14 protein-coding genes are annotated in these 15,214 nt (G+C 70.2%); 7 read left to right on the top strand and 7 right to left on the bottom strand.

The genetic code is table 11. The features are described 5' to 3' along the window. The first annotated feature begins 62 nt into the window (after nucleotides 1-62). The 5 genes from KF889_09090 (at nucleotide 63) to KF889_09070 (ending at nucleotide 4,950) form a co-directional block, all read left to right on the top strand. Nucleotides 63-1,034, top strand: a complete 972-nt coding sequence (locus KF889_09090; GenBank protein MBX3499587.1) for an ABC transporter permease — start codon at nucleotides 63-65, stop codon at nucleotides 1,032-1,034. A 49-nt stretch (nucleotides 1,035-1,083) separates the two neighbouring features. Further along, a complete protein-coding gene (locus tag KF889_09085; GenBank protein MBX3499586.1) occupies nucleotides 1,084-1,959 on the top strand; it encodes an ABC transporter permease in 876 nt (291 codons plus the stop codon). Between the two features lie 222 nt (nucleotides 1,960-2,181). Continuing rightward, entirely contained in the window at nucleotides 2,182-3,462 is a 1,281-nt protein-coding gene (locus KF889_09080) for an aromatic ring-hydroxylating dioxygenase subunit alpha (protein MBX3499585.1), read from the top strand. Next, on the top strand, nucleotides 3,462-3,926 hold the full coding sequence (locus tag KF889_09075) for an aromatic-ring-hydroxylating dioxygenase subunit beta (GenBank protein ID MBX3499584.1): 465 nt from the start codon (nucleotides 3,462-3,464) through the stop codon (nucleotides 3,924-3,926). Before KF889_09080 ends, KF889_09075 begins: the two co-directional genes overlap by 1 nt. A gap of 118 nt (nucleotides 3,927-4,044) precedes the next feature. After that, nucleotides 4,045-4,950 carry a 4-hydroxythreonine-4-phosphate dehydrogenase PdxA gene (locus KF889_09070; protein ID MBX3499583.1) on the top strand — a complete coding sequence of 302 codons (906 nt, stop codon included), beginning with the start codon at nucleotides 4,045-4,047 and terminating at the stop codon, nucleotides 4,948-4,950. Nucleotides 4,951-5,035: 85 nt separating this feature from the next. On the opposite strand, the gene KF889_09065 is transcribed toward KF889_09070, so the two are convergent. From KF889_09065 to purH, 5 genes are all read right to left on the bottom strand, one after another. Continuing rightward, nucleotides 5,036-5,440, bottom strand: coding sequence for a VOC family protein (locus KF889_09065; protein ID MBX3499582.1), 405 nt, complete (start codon nucleotides 5,438-5,440; stop codon nucleotides 5,036-5,038). Between the two features lie 8 nt (nucleotides 5,441-5,448). Beyond that, the gene (locus tag KF889_09060; protein MBX3499581.1) at nucleotides 5,449-7,179 is read right to left on the bottom strand and encodes a thiamine pyrophosphate-requiring protein; all 1,731 of its coding nucleotides are present in this window, start codon (nucleotides 7,177-7,179) and stop codon (nucleotides 5,449-5,451) included. 12 nt (nucleotides 7,180-7,191) lie between these two features. Continuing rightward, entirely contained in the window at nucleotides 7,192-7,848 is a 657-nt protein-coding gene (locus tag KF889_09055; protein MBX3499580.1) for a hypothetical protein, read from the bottom strand. Nucleotides 7,849-7,852: 4 nt separating this feature from the next. Further along, on the bottom strand, nucleotides 7,853-8,866 hold the full coding sequence (locus tag KF889_09050; GenBank protein MBX3499579.1) for a CapA family protein: 1,014 nt from the start codon (nucleotides 8,864-8,866) through the stop codon (nucleotides 7,853-7,855). Between the two features lie 90 nt (nucleotides 8,867-8,956). Continuing rightward, nucleotides 8,957-10,570, bottom strand: a complete 1,614-nt coding sequence (gene purH / locus KF889_09045; GenBank protein ID MBX3499578.1) for a bifunctional phosphoribosylaminoimidazolecarboxamide formyltransferase/IMP cyclohydrolase — start codon at nucleotides 10,568-10,570, stop codon at nucleotides 8,957-8,959. A 147-nt stretch (nucleotides 10,571-10,717) separates the two neighbouring features. On the opposite strand from purH, the gene KF889_09040 reads away from it, so the two are divergent. Further along, the gene (locus tag KF889_09040) at nucleotides 10,718-11,704 is read left to right on the top strand and encodes a tripartite tricarboxylate transporter substrate binding protein (GenBank protein ID MBX3499577.1); all 987 of its coding nucleotides are present in this window, start codon (nucleotides 10,718-10,720) and stop codon (nucleotides 11,702-11,704) included. 3 nt (nucleotides 11,705-11,707) lie between these two features. Here the strand turns inward: KF889_09040 and KF889_09035 are convergent, their stop codons facing one another. Then, nucleotides 11,708-12,403, bottom strand: a complete 696-nt coding sequence (locus tag KF889_09035) for an alpha/beta fold hydrolase (protein MBX3499576.1) — start codon at nucleotides 12,401-12,403, stop codon at nucleotides 11,708-11,710. A gap of 12 nt (nucleotides 12,404-12,415) precedes the next feature. Further along, on the bottom strand, nucleotides 12,416-14,149 hold the full coding sequence (locus KF889_09030) for a heparinase II/III family protein (protein MBX3499575.1): 1,734 nt from the start codon (nucleotides 14,147-14,149) through the stop codon (nucleotides 12,416-12,418). Between the two features lie 59 nt (nucleotides 14,150-14,208). Between KF889_09030 and KF889_09025 the strand changes: the two genes are divergently transcribed. Further along, nucleotides 14,209-15,213 (top strand): NAD(P)-dependent glycerol-3-phosphate dehydrogenase, encoded by a 1,005-nt coding sequence (locus KF889_09025; GenBank protein MBX3499574.1) that lies wholly within the window; start codon nucleotides 14,209-14,211, stop codon nucleotides 15,211-15,213. The last annotated feature ends 1 nt before the right edge of the window (nucleotide 15,214 follow it).

Raw genomic sequence — 15,214 nt, 5'->3', positions numbered from 1 at the left:
CCGCCCTTCGGGCAGCTTCTCCCCGCCTGCGCGGGGAGAAGGGTGGCTATCGGGAGCTCTGAGTGTACCGCTACATCGTCACGCGCCTCCTGATCGCGATCCCGACGCTCCTCGGGGCGGCGGCGCTGGTCTTCACCCTGATGCGATTGATCCCGGGCGATGTCTGCGTCATCCGCCTGGGCTCCGGCGGCGCGCACGTAAACCAGGACGCGGTCAACGCCTGCCGCGCGCAGCTTGGCCTGAACGACCCGCTGCTGCTGCAATTCCTCGACTTCATCTGGAACTACATCTCGCTCGATTTCGGCAAGTCGATGTGGTCGGGCAATCCGGTGGTCTTCGAGATCGGTGTGCGCCTGCCGGTGTCGCTGCAGATCGCGCTGATGGCCACCATCATCGCCGTCCTCATCGCCATCCCGCTCGGCACCATCTCGGCGCTGAAGGAGAACACCTGGCTCGACCACGTGGTGCGCGTGGTCGCCATCGCCGGCATCGCCACGCCCTCGTTCTGGCTCGGCATCATGTCGCTGGTGCTGGTGCTCGACATCACCTACTGGACCACCGGCAAGGCGTGGATGCCGCCGATCGACTACGCGCCGTTCTGGCAGGATCCGCTGCACAATCTGACGGTGGTCATGCTGCCGGCGATCACCGTCGGCTACCGCTACTCCGCCGTCACCATGCGGCTGACGCGCTCGGCCATGCTCGAGGTGCTGCGCGAGGACTACATCCGCACGGCGCGCGCCAAGGGCCTGATCGAGAAGCTCATCATCAACCGCCACGCGCTGAAGAACGCGCTCCTGCCGGTGGTCACCCTGATCGGCATCGAGTTCGCCTTCCTGATCGGCGGCCTGGTCGTCACCGAGCAGGTGTTCAACATCAACGGCATCGGCCGCCTGCTGGTGCTGGCGGTGCAGAACCAGGACAACGTGCTGACCCAGGCCCTGGTGATGCTGATCGTCGTCGTCTTCGTCATCACCAACCTCGTGGTCGACGTGCTCTACGCTTGGCTCGACCCGCGCATCCGCTACTCGTGAGAGGCCAAGAGGCATGACCGTCACCGTGCAGAACGGCGCCGTCCCGCCCATGCCGGCCGAGGAGGCGGTGGATCTCAGGAAGTCGCCGACGCGGCTGGCGCTCGACTTCGTGCGCCGTCAGCCGCTCGGCACGGTCGGGCTGCTGATCGTCGTCGTGATGCTGCTGACCGGCGTGTTCGCGCCGTGGATTGCGCCCTTCGATCCCGAGGAGAACGACTTCACCGCCATGATGCAGGCGCCGAGCCTGACCCATCTGCTGGGCACCGACCAGCTCGGCCGCGACATCCTCTCGCGTCTCGTGCATGGCGCGCGCACGGCGATGATCGTCGGCTTCACCTGCGCCGTGGTCGGCGGCATCATCGGCCTCGTGCTGGGCGTCGCCAGCGCCTATTTCGGCGGCTGGTTCGACCTTGTCTTCCAGCGCGTGCTCGACGTGCTGATGGCCTTCCCGCTGATCATCCTGGCGCTGGCGGTGGTCTCGGTCTTCGGCACCGGCGTGTTCAACGTCATCGTCGCCATCACCGTGCCGCTGGTGCCGCGCTGCGCGCGCGTCGTGCGCGCCAGCGCGCTGGCGGTGCGCGAGATCCCCTATGTCGACGCCGCGCGCGCGCTCGGCTTCAGCCACGCGCGCATCGTGCTGCGCCACATGGTGCCCAACGTCGTGGCGCCGTTTCTCATCCTGCTGTCGGCCTTCGTCGGCCAGGCGATCCTCGCCGAGGCCTCGCTCAGCTATCTCGGCCTGGGCGTGCAGGAGCCGGTGGCGGCCTGGGGCCTGATGCTGCAGGGCGGCGCCGAGGAGTACGCCACGACGGCGCCGTGGATCGCCGTGTTCCCCGGACTCGCCATCGTCCTGGCCGTGCTCGGCATCAGCCTGTTCGGCGACGCCCTGCGCGACGCGATCGATCCGAAGCTGCGGGACCGGTAGCTCTTCAACTCCCTCTCCCCGCTCGCGGGGAGAGGGTCGGGGTGAGGGGCTGGACCCCACCTGACCGTGGCCACGGTTTGTCGCACGAACCCCTCACCCTCCCATCGCGCTACGCGCGACGGGCCCCACCCTCTCCCCGCAAGCGGGGCGAGGGAGTGAAGGCTCTGGCGTCGTCACCCTGGATCGGTCAGGCTGCACCCCAAGAACCGAGGGAGGTTCGCCATGGACATCCGGCACGACGTAATCGGCCACGAGGATCTGCCAGGGCAGACGCCGCACGGGCCGTGGCCCGAGGACTCGCTGGCGCGCGTGCCCTACTGGGTCTACCGGGACGAGGCCAACTACCAGCGCGAGATGCGCCGGCTCTTCGAGGGCGCGACGTGGAACTTCGTCTGCCTCGAGGCCGACATCCCCGACAAGGGCGACTACCGCACCAACCAGGTCGGCGCCATGCCGGTCATCGTCGTGCGCGACGCCGACGGCGCGATCAACTGCTTCGAGAATCGCTGCGCCCATCGCGGCGCGCTGATCGCCTTCGACGACGGCGGCAACGTCAAGGGCAACTTCAAGTGCGTCTATCACGCCTGGGGCTACGATCTCTGCGGCAACCTCAAGGGCATCGCCTTCGAGAAGGGCATCAACGGCCTGGGCGGCATGCCGCCGGGCTTCGATCGCGCCAGGTTCAGCCCGCGTAAGCTGCGCACCACGACCTTGTGCGGCCTGGTCTTCGCCACGCTGTCGGACGACACGCCGCCGATCGAGGACTTCATCGGCGCCGAGGTGCTGGGCCGGCTCAAGCGCGTGCTCAACCGGCCGATCCGCGTCATGGGCCGCTTCGTGCAGCCGCTGCCCAACAACTGGAAGCTCTATGTCGAGAACGTCAAGGACACCTATCACGCCAGCCTGCTGCACACCTTCCTCACCACCTTCCGCATCTCGCGCCTGACCCAGGGCGGCGGCGTGCTGGTCAGCGAGGACGGCGGCAACCATTCGAGCTACACCATCGGCGTCGCGGAAGGCGCCAATGCCGGCGCCTACAAGGCGCAGGAGATCCGCACCGACCAGGACGGCCGCTTCGCACTGGCCGATCCCAGCGTGCTCGACTCGGTCGAGGAGTTCGGCGACCAGATCCAGCTGCAGATCCTCTCGGTCTTTCCCGGCTTCATCCTGCAGCAGATTCACAATTGCCTGGCCGTGCGCCACGTCGTGCCGCGCGGCGTCGACAGGATGGACCTGGTGTGGACGTACTTCGGCTTCACCGACGATTCCCCTGAAATGAACCGGCGGCGCCTGAAGCAGCAGAACCTCGTCGGCCCGGCCGGCTTCATCTCGATGGAGGACGGCTGCGTCGGCGGCTTCGTGCAGCGCGGCACGGCGGCGGCGGGCGAGCATGTCTCGGTGATCGAGATGGGCGGCGCCACGGCCGAGAGCCAGGCGACGCGCGCCACCGAAGCCTCGGTGCGCGGCTTCTGGAAGGCCTATCGCCGGCACATGGGCTACTGATGGATCTCGCGCGCCTCGTCGAGCTGAACGCGACCTACGCGCGCGTCATCGACACCGACCAGCTCGAGGAATGGCCCAAGCTGTTCCTCGACCCCTGCCTCTACAAGCTGACCACGGCCGAGAACGTCGCCAAGGGCCACGAGGCCGGCCTGATCTATGCCGACACGCGCGGCATGCTCGAGGACCGCGTGTCCTCGTTGCGCAAGGTCAACATCTACGAGGGCCAGCGCTACCGCCACGTCGTCGGCCTGCCGGTGGTGCTGGGCGAGACCAACGGCACCGCCGATGTCGAGACGCCGTTCCTGCTGGTGCGCGTGATGCGCGACGGCACGACCGACCTGTTCGCCACGGGCGTCTACCGCGACAAGGTCAAGCCCGACGCCTCGGGCGCCCTGCGCTTCGCCGAACGCGTCGTGGTCTGCGACGGCCGCCGCTTCGATACGCTGGTGGCGATCCCGTTCTGATGGGCAAGCCTCGTCGTCCTGAGCGCAGCGAAGGACCTCGCGGTCTTGCGATCATCCGAGGCATTGTGATCATGCGCACCACCGCAAGGTCCTTCGCTGCGCTCAGGACGACACGGGAGTGACCCGCATCGGCATCGCGCTGGGCGATCCCAACGGCATCGGCCCGGAGATCGCCATCAAGGCGGCGCGACGCTTCGCCGGCGCGGTGCTGGTGGGCGATGGCTTCGTGATCCGCGATACGGCCGCGCGCCTGGGCGTGCCCGTTCCCGAGTTCGTCGACGCGCCCGGCCTCGACCCCTCAGGCTATGCGCCGGGCCAGCTCGACCCGCGCGCCGGCAAGGCGACCGTCGCCTATGCCGAGGCCGCGATCCGCCTGGCCGAGGCGGGCCGCATCAACGCCGTGATCGGCTGCCCGCACTCGGAGACCGCGGTGAATCGCGCCGGCATTCCCTTCAGCGGCTATGCCGGGCTCGTCGCAGATGCCACGCGCACGCCGCGCGACCGTGCCTTCATGATGCTGGTGGCCAAGGGCATCCGCATCGCGCACGTCACCTTGCACGAATCGGTGGTGCGCGCCCTGGCGCGGCTGTCGCCCGAGCTCGTGGCGTCGGCGGCGCATGCCGCTGTGGCGACCACCAGGATGCTCGGCGTCGCGACACCCAGCCTGGGCGTCTTCGGCATCAACCCGCACGCCGGCGAGGACGGGCTGTTCGGCGACGACGACGAACGCGTCACCAAGCCTGCGGTGGCGCGATTGCGGCGCGAGGGTCTCGCCGTCGACGGGCCGGTCGGTGCCGACCTGCTGCTGAGCCAGCGCCGGCACGACGTCTATCTCGCGATGTTCCACGACCAGGGCCACATCCCGATCAAGCTGATCTCGCCGCTGCGCGCCTCGGCCCTGATCCTCGGCGTGCCGGTGCTGTTCGCCTCGGTGGCGCATGGCTGCGCATTCGACATCGCCGGCAGGAACCTCGCCGATGCGACCGGCGTGATCGAGACGATCGAGCTGCTGGCCAGTCGCTGAGGCACGCCTGGTCATCCCGAGCGCAGCGACGGATCTACGGCCGGCCGTAGATCCGTCGCTGCGCTCGGGATGACCAGGCGTGGCTCTACTTGTACGACGACACCTCGATCAGATTGCCGTCGGGGTCGCGGCAATAGACCGAGACGATGACGCCCATGGCGCCGAGCTTCTCGCCGGGGCCTTCCTCGATCGCCACGCCGCAGCTTCTGAAGTGATCGGCGACCTGCTGCGGCGTCGAGCGCGTGAGGAAGCACAGATCGTCGCTGCCCGGCGCGATGGCGCGGCCGGTGAACCACTGCTCCTGCGTCGCCCAGTGCGGGCGCAGGTTGATCTTCTGCCGCCCGAAATGCATCGAGGTCACCGTGCGGCCCGGCCGCGGCTCGGTGACGACGCGCTTCATGCCCAGCACGCGCTCGTACCACGACGCCGCGGTCTCGACGTCCTGCACGTTGATCACGAGATGATCGAGGGCTTCGACGGAGAGGGTCATGGCCTTCCTCAGATCCTGGTGACCTTGGCGTGCAGCAGCGCGGAGCGGCCGTTGCGCACCGCATCGAGGCAGCGTGCGATCGCGGCCTCGACCACTCGGGGATCGGAGACCAGCTCGCCATACGCGCCGCTGGCCTCGGCGACCTTGGCGAAGTCCATGTGCGGCGAGAGCCTTGCACCGAACTCGCCCTCGGCCTTGGCCTCACCCTCGGGATAGACGCGCAGGGTCGCGGCCTTCACCGCGCCCCAGCCGGAATTGTCGAGCACCACGGTGAAGACCGGCAGGCCGTACTGGCTGGCGACCGAAGCCGTCGATTGCGGGTTGGAGAAATAGAAGGTGCCGTCGCCGACGAACTGCACGATGGTGCGCTCCGGCATGGCAAGCTTGAGGCCCAGCGCCATGCCGCCGGAGAAGCCCAGTCCGCCACCGGCGAGACCCACCAGGGTGCCCGGCCGGGTGCGCGGCACCTGCTGGAAAACCACGGGGCCGTTGCGGATCGCCTCGTTGAGGATGATGTCCTCGGGCTTCAGCGCCTTCGCCACGGCGGCACAAAGGAAGTGCGGGTTGATCTGTCCCGGCGTGCCCGCGTCGGCGGCGAGCGAGGCGGCCTGCTTGCGGCGCGCGGTCTGTTCATCATCCAGCGCCGCCACGCGCTTGGCTGCACGCTCGCGGAAACCGGCATCGGCGCGCGTCTCCAGCGCCGCCAGCAGATCTGCCAGCACGCGATGGCTGTCGCCCTGGATGCGCAGATTGCCGGGGAAGGTCCACATCGGCATGGCGCGCTTCTCGGCGTCGATGTCGATATGCGCCCACCAGGTGCGCGGATCGTCGGGTGTGTCCTGCGGGATCCACGGCACGTCGACATCGACCAGCAGGCCTACATCGGCCTCGGCGACATGCCTGCCCGCCGCGAAGCCGCCATGGCAGGGCGAGTCCTGCGGCATGTTCAGGTGCAGCGGGCTGAACTCGACGACGCGGATGCCGGCGAAGCGCGCCAGGCGATCGAGGATGGCGGGCGTGGCGTGGTTGCGGCCGGAGTAGGCGGTGATCAGGAGCGGCCGCTCCGCCGCCAGCAGCCTGTCCGCCAGCACGTCGATGGTGGCGGCGTCGGCGCCGCTGGCCGCGACCGGTCCGAAGCGTTCGCCGGGATAGGAGCGGATGGCGCTCTCCGACCACAGCTCGGTCAAGGTCTCGCGCGGGAAGGTGAGATACACCGGGCCGCGTGGATCGCTCGACATCACGGTATGGGCGCGGCGCAGCGCCTCCTTCACGATCACGCCCGAGGGCAGGTTGTATTCCCACTTGGTGTAGGGCCGCACGACGCTTGCCTGGTCGAACGGTTCCTGCACGAAATGCACGTAGGTGTCGCGCGAGCCCAAGAGCTCGCCGCGCGTGGTGAAAGGCGCCTTGCCGGCCATCAGCATCACCGGGATGCGCGCGCGGCAGAGATTGTGCAGCGCCATCGCCGAGTTCGCGGTGCCGGCGTCGACATGCACCATGACGCCCTGGCCGCGCCCGGTGGCCAGGGCGTAGCCCGCTGCCATGTGCACCGCGGTGTTCTCGTGCGGGCAGAGCACGATGCCCGGCAGCTTGCGGCCGTTGCGCCGCGCCGCCGCCATCTCCTCGATCAGCGGCGCGTGGTCGGTGCCGAAGTTGCAGAACAGGAAGTCGATGCCGATCTCGTTGAGACCGTCGAGGAAGTAGGCGGCGGTCGAGCGCCGAATCTCGTTGCCTTCCATGGCCGTTCTCCCTCAGCCGTCGCGCTCGTAGGTCAGCGTCTCGCCCTTGGTCTGGAACACGCTATGGACCCACTCGCCGGCCTGATCGTGCCAGGTCTCGCCGCGGGCATAGGAGACGGTGACCCGGTGGCCGTTGGCGAGACGCTGCGCGCCCAGCACCGGCAGCACGCGCTGGCCCAGCGCTTCGACCGTGACGATTTCGAAACGCGCCTTCTCGCAGTCGATGACGTTGCGCTGGCGCACGAAGGCGGGATGCCACACCGAGTTCGAGGTCAGCGAGCGCGACGGCACCATGCGCGCGCCGGCCGGACCTTCGAGCCGCAGGTTGTCGCCCTGCGGCGTGGCGCGCACGCTGTAGCGCTGGCCATCGTCATAGGTCTCGGCGCGCAGCGACAGCAACCGGTCGCCCTGCCAGATCTCGGTCGCATCGTGCGTGTAGCGGAAGACCCGCACGAAGGCGACGTAGACCGACAGCTCGACCAGGGTGCGGGCGATCAGGCGGTCGCCGTCGCGGGCGAAGGCCAGCCGCAGGCTGCCCATCGGGCTGCCCTGGCGCGAGACGCGGAAGGACAGATCGCGCGGCGCTGCCGGCAGCTGCGCCGCGGCCGGGCCCGCCACGAACGCGCCGATCGCCGCCAATGCCCGCCGTCGCGAGAGCCCGTGCGGCATGGCGCTAGGCCTCGCCTGCCGCCGCCACCGGCTCGGCGATGAAATGCGCGGCGTCGCCGGCGGCGTGCTCGGCGCGGCCGCCCGGCGGCGACAGCCGGGCCAGTCGCGAGATCATGCGGCGGTGGAAGGCGCCGCGCGCCAGCCGCACCCGGCCGGGATGCAGCACGACAGGCACGACGCGCAGGCCGCTCACCTTGCCGTCGACGAAATCGACGAGGAAGACGCCGCCGGTGAAGAAGGGCAGGAACGGGAACCACCAGACGTCGTCGATGAAGTCGCCGGTGTCGTACAGGATGACGCCGTCGCCGCGCCGCTCGACGCCCTGCACGATATGCGCGGAGTGGCCGTGGAAGACATCGACGCCGCAATCGATGGCGGCGCGCGCGAAGCGGCGGAAGCGGGCCGGCGGCCAGGGCCTCAGGTTTGGACCCCAATGGGCGCTCAGGATCACGGTGCGCGCCCCGGCTTCGCGCAGGCCGCGGACATCGGCGGCGATGCGCGCCATGGTGGGCGCATCGTCGTCGATGCGCATGTAGTTGCTGCCCGGCCGGCCGGGGCCGGCGGCGAAAGCCGGCGTGTTGTCGGTCAGGCCGATGGCGCCGATGGTCGTGCCGGCGACCTGAAACAGCGCCGGCCGCGCCGCTTCCTCGGCATCGAGCCCGGCGCCGGCGCGGGCGATGCCGGCGCCGTCGAGCAGGCCGAGCGTCTCGGCCAGACCCTCGGCCTCGCGATCCAGCGTGTGGTTGTTGGCGAAGTTCACGAAGGCGATGTTGGCGGCGCTCAGCAGGCTCACCGCGGCGGGCGCCGCGCGCAGCCGCACCGGCTTGAACGTGCCCCGCCAGCGCCGCGGCCAGTCGGTCAGCGGCACCTCGAGATTGGCGATCACCGCGTCGACGCCGCGCAGCAGCGGCAGCACGTCTCCCCAGACGTCCTGCGGTCGTCCGGCCGCCGCCGCGGCGCTGCATCTGCTGTCGAAAATCAGATCGCCGATGAACGCCATCGTCGTGCCACGCGCCATATTCCCCACGCCCCCCGCCGGCGTCGTCGGCCGGTCCTCGGCGAAGGGTAGTCCAGCGGCGCGATCAGCCCAAGCGCGATCCGGACGGCCTCAGTGCCGGAAGTGACGCATCCCGGTGAAGACCATGGCCAGGCCCTTCTCGTCGGCGGCCTCGATCACCTCCTTGTCGCGCATCGAGCCGCCGGGCTGGATCACGGCGGTGGCGCCGGCCTCGGCGGCGGCGAGCAGGCCGTCGGCGAAGGGGAAGAAGGCGTCCGAGGCGACGACGCTGCCGATCGCCGGGCTCTGCGCCAACTTGGCGATCTCGCCCGATTCGGCGGCGCGGATGGCGGCGATGCGCGAGGAATCGCGGCGGTTCATCTGGCCGGCGCCGACGCCCACCGTGGCGCCGTCCCGGGCGTAGACGATGGCGTTGGACTTCACGTGCTTGCACACCGTGAAGGCGAAGAGCAGGTCGTCGAGCTCCTTGGCCGTCGGCGCCCGTCGGGTCACCACCTTGAGGTCAGCGCGGCCGAGCTTGCCGTTGTCGCGGGTCTGCAGGAGGTAGCCGCCGGCGACGCTCTTCAGCGTCATGCCGGCGCTCGACGGATCGGGCAACGAACCGGCCAGCAGCACGCGCACGTTCTTGCGCCTGGCGAGGATCTCCAGTGCCTCGGCGGTCGCGTCAGGCGCGATCACGACCTCGAGAAAGAGCCTGGAAAGGTCCTCGGCCGTGCGCGCCTCGAGCGTCGTATTCATCGCGACGATGCCGCCGAAGATTGACACCGGATCGCAGGCATAGGCCTTGAGGTAGGCGTCGTACTGGCTCTTCGCGACCGCCACGCCGCACGGGTTGGCGTGCTTGATGACGACGACCGCCGGCTCGTTGAACTCCGCGACGCACTCGTAGGCCGCCTCGGTGTCGCCGATGTTGTTGTAGGACAGCTCCTTGCCCTGGACGATGCGCGCCGTGGCGACGCCGGGGCGCCGGCTGCCGTCGCTGTAGAACGCTGCCTGCTGATGCGGGTTCTCGCCATAGCGCAGGCTCTGCACGCGCGTGGCGGCAATGGTCAGGCGCTCGGGGAAGGTCTCGCCCTGCTGTCCGGCGAACCAGCCGGCGATCGCCGAGTCGTAGGCGGCGGTGCGCGCATAGGCCTTGGCGGCGAGAGTTTGGCGCAGCTTGAGCGTCGTGGCGCCGCCATTGCCCTCCATCTCGGCGCGGATCGCAGCGTAGTCCTGCGGATCGACCGCGATGGTCACGAAGTCGTGGTTCTTGGCCGAGGCGCGGATCAGCGCCGGGCCGCCGATGTCGATGTTCTCCACGCAGGTGGCGTAGTCCGCGCCGCGTGCCACCGTGGCCTCGAACGGGTAGAGGTTGACCACGACGAGATCGATCGGCGCGATGCGGTGATCGGTCATCGCCTTCTGGTGCGTGGCGTCGGTGCGCCGGCCGAGGATGCCGCCATGGATCGCAGGCTGCAGCGTCTTGACCCGGCCATCCATGATCTCGGGGAAGCCGGTGTGGTCGGAAACCTCGACCACCTTCACGCCGGCGTCGCGCAGGGCCTTGGCCGAGCCGCCGGTCGACAGGATCTCCACGCCCTGGGCGGCGAGGAAGCGGCCGAACTCGACCAGCCCCTCCTTGTCGGACACCGAGACCAGGGCGCGGCCGATGCGCGCCAGGTCGGGGGTGGGCGAAGGCTGGACCTGGGCGGGGGCGGACATGGCGGCTTTCCGGCGGCGAAGGGATTTTCGCGCGCTCTATAGCAAACACCGGCGCCCCGTGGATGCGACGGATTGTGGATGATCCGGCGGTTATGACATACCTGTGCGGCCGACAGCCAAGACAGACGCGACAGGGAGAGAGTGGAGATGGCGAACAATCGATGGTCGAGGCGGCGCGTGCTGGCGCGCGGCGGCATGGCGATGGCGGGCCTGCTGGCGGCGCCCGCGCTGGTCCGAGCGCAGGATTTTCCCGGCAAGACGGTGCGCGTCGTGGTGCCCTATCCGGCCGGTGGCGGCACCGACATCGTCGCCCGGCTGCTCGCACCCAGGCTGTCGGAACGCTGGAAGCAGACCGTGGTGGTCGACAACAAGGGCGGCGCCAGCGGCATCCTCGGCAGCGAGATCGTCGCGCGCGCGCCGGCCGACGGCCACACGCTGCTGATCATGACCAGCGCCCACGTCATCAACCCGTTCACCAACAAGAACCTGCCCTACGACACCGAGAAGGACTTCACGGCCATCACGACCCTGGTGATGAGCGGCCTGACCCTGGTCGGCTCGACCAAGACGGGCCTCGATTCTATGGACAAGTTCCTCAAACTGGCGCGCGCCAACCCCGGCAAGTACCAATGGGGCAGCACCGAGAACACCACCCGCATGACCGGCGAGCTATTCCGGGTGAAGAGCGGCCTGCAGATCGAGAACGTGATGTACAAGGGCGCTGCGCCGATGCTTCAGGAGCTGATCGGCGGCCACATCCCGGTCGGCTTCACCAGCCCGCTGACGGCGATGTCGCACCACCGCAGCGGCGCCCTGCGCATGCTGGCGGTGACCACGGAGAAGAGACTGTCGGTGATCCCCGACGTGCCGACCATGGCCGAGGTCGGCATCCCGGATCTGGCGCGGCCGGCCTGGTTCTCGCTGTTCGGGCCGGGCGGCATGGCGCCGGCGCTCGCCAAGCGGCTCCACACCGACTGCGCCGCGGTCCTGGCGGAGCCCGAGGTCAAGGCCAAGATCGCCGATCTCGCCAGCGAGACCGGCGGCGAGGCGCCAGATGTCTTCGCCGCCCGCATCAGGACCGAGCTGAAGGTCTGGGGCGACGTCGCCAAGCTCGCGGGTGTCAAGCCGGAGTAGCGGTTACAGCCCGGTATCGGCGATCCAGTCCGTCAGCAGGGTCGACAGCTCGCGCGGGCGCTCCAGCGGCGCCATGTGACCGCAATCCTCGACGACGGCGAAGCGCCCGTCGCGCAGGTGCCTGGCCATGCGCTCGGTTTCCTCGAAGCGGCGCAGGCGGTCCTGGCGCGCGGCGATCACCAGCGACGGGCAGGTGATGCGCTCGAGATCGACGTAGCCGTCGGCGCGCGCGGGCGTGAGCTGGCGGATCATCACCGTCTTGCCCAGCCGGCGTGTCATGCCGCGCAGCCGTTCGAGCAGGGCCGGATCGCGCTCGCGATCCGGATGCAGCGCCTGCGAGAAGCTGCGCGCCGAGCCGCCGCGCGCGCCCGGTGCGTTGAGCGCGTCGATGCGCGCTTGCTTGTGCGCGTCCTCGCTGGCCGACTGCGCGCGCGCCGAGCTGCAGATGAAGGCGACGCCGGCGACGCGTTCGGGCGCCATCAGGGTGGCGATGCGCGCCACGAAGCCGCCCATCGAGAAGCCGATCAGGACGAAGCGCGGCGGCGATTCGGCGAGCACGCGTCTTGCCATGCCGTCGAGCGAATCGTCCTCGTAGACATTGCCGAAATGCGGCCGGCCCAGCGCCGCCAGCATCGGCATCATGTCGCTCCACAGGTCGACATCGCACATGAAGCCGGGCAGCAGGACCAACTCGCGCATGCTGGACGCCGATCAGCCCTCGACCCGGGTGAAGGCCCATTTGATCTTGGCGCCGTCGGGACCCAGCGCGCCGGTCAGCACCAGCTGCGCGGCGCGGCGGATGCGCTGGCCGTCGCCGAGATAGACGCTTTCCGCCAGACCGATGGTGCCGCCGCTGGCGCGCAGACGCCAGCCTTGGCCCGAGGGCAGCCGCAGCAACGCACTGGCGCCGGACTGCGCCAGCGACGCCTTGACGTCGGGATGCAGGTGGAAGCGCACGGCGAACTTGCGCCCCGAGGCGGTCTTCTTCACGCGCTTGCCCTCCGGTCCCGCCAGCGTGTCCTCGCCGCGCAGATCGGTGCCGTCGGGCGACAGCCACAGGCGCCGCTTGTGCACGACGCCGAACAGCGAGCGCCAGCCGTCGTGGCTGAGCTCCAGCCACAGCGCGCCGTCTCGCTCGAAGCGCTTGGCCGCGACATGGGCCGGCGGATGCTCCAGCGGCCCGTCGGGCATGACCTCGGAGGAATTGGTGTCGTCGACCACGGCCGTCGAATGCGCCGCGGTGTAGCGCATGGTCGAGCGCCACTCCGCCGCCAGCCCGGGATAGGCGCCACAATTGACGATCATGCGTTCGCTGCCGAGCGAGAACTCGAAGGACAGCGTGCCGGCATGGGCTTCGAGGTCCAGCCTGCGTCCGGGCGGCATGCCGGTATCGGCGATCACCTGGGCGGCGCCGGCGGCCAGACGCTGAAAGCCGCCGCGCGGGGCTTCCTTGGGCGGCCGCGCCGTCGTGCCGGTGCGCGCCAGCGCGAGGTCGAGCAACGCCGGATCGCCTTCGTCGGAGCCGTTGAAGCAGGCCAGCCCGCCATCGCCATGGCGGAAGAAGCGCAGCATGCCCGAAGCGCGCTCGATCGCCGCCTGCAGGGTGGGTGGCCCGGTGCGGTCGGCCGACAGCAGGCAGGCGCGCAGGTCGATGAGATGGCGCAGCGCGACGAATTGCTGGCGCGGGCTGCGCTCGGCGATGGTGCCGTCGTCGAGCACGATGCGCGCCAGCGCGCGCGACAGGCGCGCCAGCGAACGCTCCAGCGCGCGGTCGTGCTCTGGCCCGGCCTTGATGAAGGCGAGGTCGACGATCGCCGCCGCCTTCATCGCCGCCAGCAGGCGGGTGCCGGCCAGCCCACCGGGGATCAGCCGTTCGAGGTGACGGCGCTGCTGTGCCAGGCTGGCGACCAGCCGCGCGGCGAAGCCTTCGGTGGCGCCCGACGCCAGGAAATCGAAGTGCCGGATCCACATGACGACGCGGACCGACAGCACGTCGGCGCGCCAGGCGATCGGCGACCATCGCGGGTTCGCCGCGATCCATTCGTCGACCTTGGCCGCCGCCATGTTGGCGGCCAGCGGCTGGCCGGCGTCGCGCAGGTCGCGCAGCCACTCGAACTTGTTGAGCTCGGCCAGCCACAGCGGGTCGGCGTCGGCGCGCTGCCAGGGTTCGCCCTCGAACGGGCCCGTGCGGCCGTAGGCGGCGAACTGTCCGGCGAGCAGCGTGTCGGCGCGCGCCGGGTCGCCTGGCCACGGATCGGGCGCCACGGCGAAGAAGGCGCCGGGCGGCCTCGTGCGCAGGAACAGCGGATAGAGCGCTGAGCCGAACCACACACGGCGAACCGCATCGCGCAGATCGGGCGCGGCGGGGGGCGCTGTCAGCGCAGTGGCCATGAACGGCCGGCTGGCGCGGCAGAAGGGGAAGGCCGCATCATCGCCACGTAACATCGCGATTCGACCGCCGCAAGCTTCTGGCCGGTGGATGGCCGGGGCGGGTACAAGAGGGGATGGACCGGCCCGGCTTCTCCCGCATCGGTATCGTCGGCGGCGGCGCCTGGGGCACGGCCCTGGCGATGACCGCGCGCCGCGCCGGGCGCGACGTCACCCTGTGGGCGCGCGAGCCCGAGGTGGTGGCCGAGATCGGCCGCGACCACCGCAACACCGCCTTCCTGCCCGGCCACGCGCTCGATCCGGCGATCCGCGCCACTGCGGATCTGGCCGGGCTGGGCGCCGACATCGTGCTGCTGGTGACGCCGGCACAGGTCACCCGCGCGATGGCGTCGGAGCTGCATCGCCACCTCGCGCAGGGCGTGCCGGTGATCATCTGCGCCAAGGGCATCGAGACCGCCACCGGCGCCCTGATGCCCGCCGCGGTGGGCGCGGCGATGCCGGGCCGGCCGGTGGCCATGCTGTCGGGACCGACCTTCGCCGAGGAGGTCGCGCGCGGCCTGCCGACGGCGGTGACGCTCGCCTGCGCCGATGCCGCGCTGGGACGCGCGATGGCCGGGACGCTGGCGACGGCGACATTTCGGCCCTACTGGAGCGACGACCTGACCGGCGCGGCGCTGGGTGGCGCGGTGAAGAACGTGCTGGCCATCGCCTGCGGCATCGCCGATGGCCGCAAGCTGGGCGACAACGCGCGCGCCGCCGTGCTGACGCGCGGCTTCGCCGAGATGGCGCGGCTGGGCGTGGCGATGGGCGCCAGGGTCGAAACCATGGCCGGTCTGGCCGGTCTGGGCGATCTCACCCTGACCTGCAACGGGCCCTTGTCGCGCAACCGCTCGCTGGGCGTCGCCGTCGGCGAGGGCGCGAAGGCCGCTGACTTCCTGGCGGCGCGCAGTTCGGTCGCCGAGGGGTTCTACACGGCACCGGTGGTGGCCGAGGTCGCGCGCCGGCACGACGTCGAGATGCCGATCTGTACCGCCGTCGCCCATGTGTTGCATCATGGCGCCGACGTCGAGGCGACCATCCGCGCACTGCTGGCCCGTCCGCTGCGCGGCGAAGGGGAGTGAC

Source organism: Alphaproteobacteria bacterium (genome assembly GCA_019635875.1).
GTDB lineage: Bacteria > Pseudomonadota > Alphaproteobacteria > Reyranellales > Reyranellaceae > JAFAZJ01.
The sequence above is the reverse complement of the archived record's forward strand: the minus strand, read 5'-3'. Positions and strand labels throughout refer to the sequence as shown.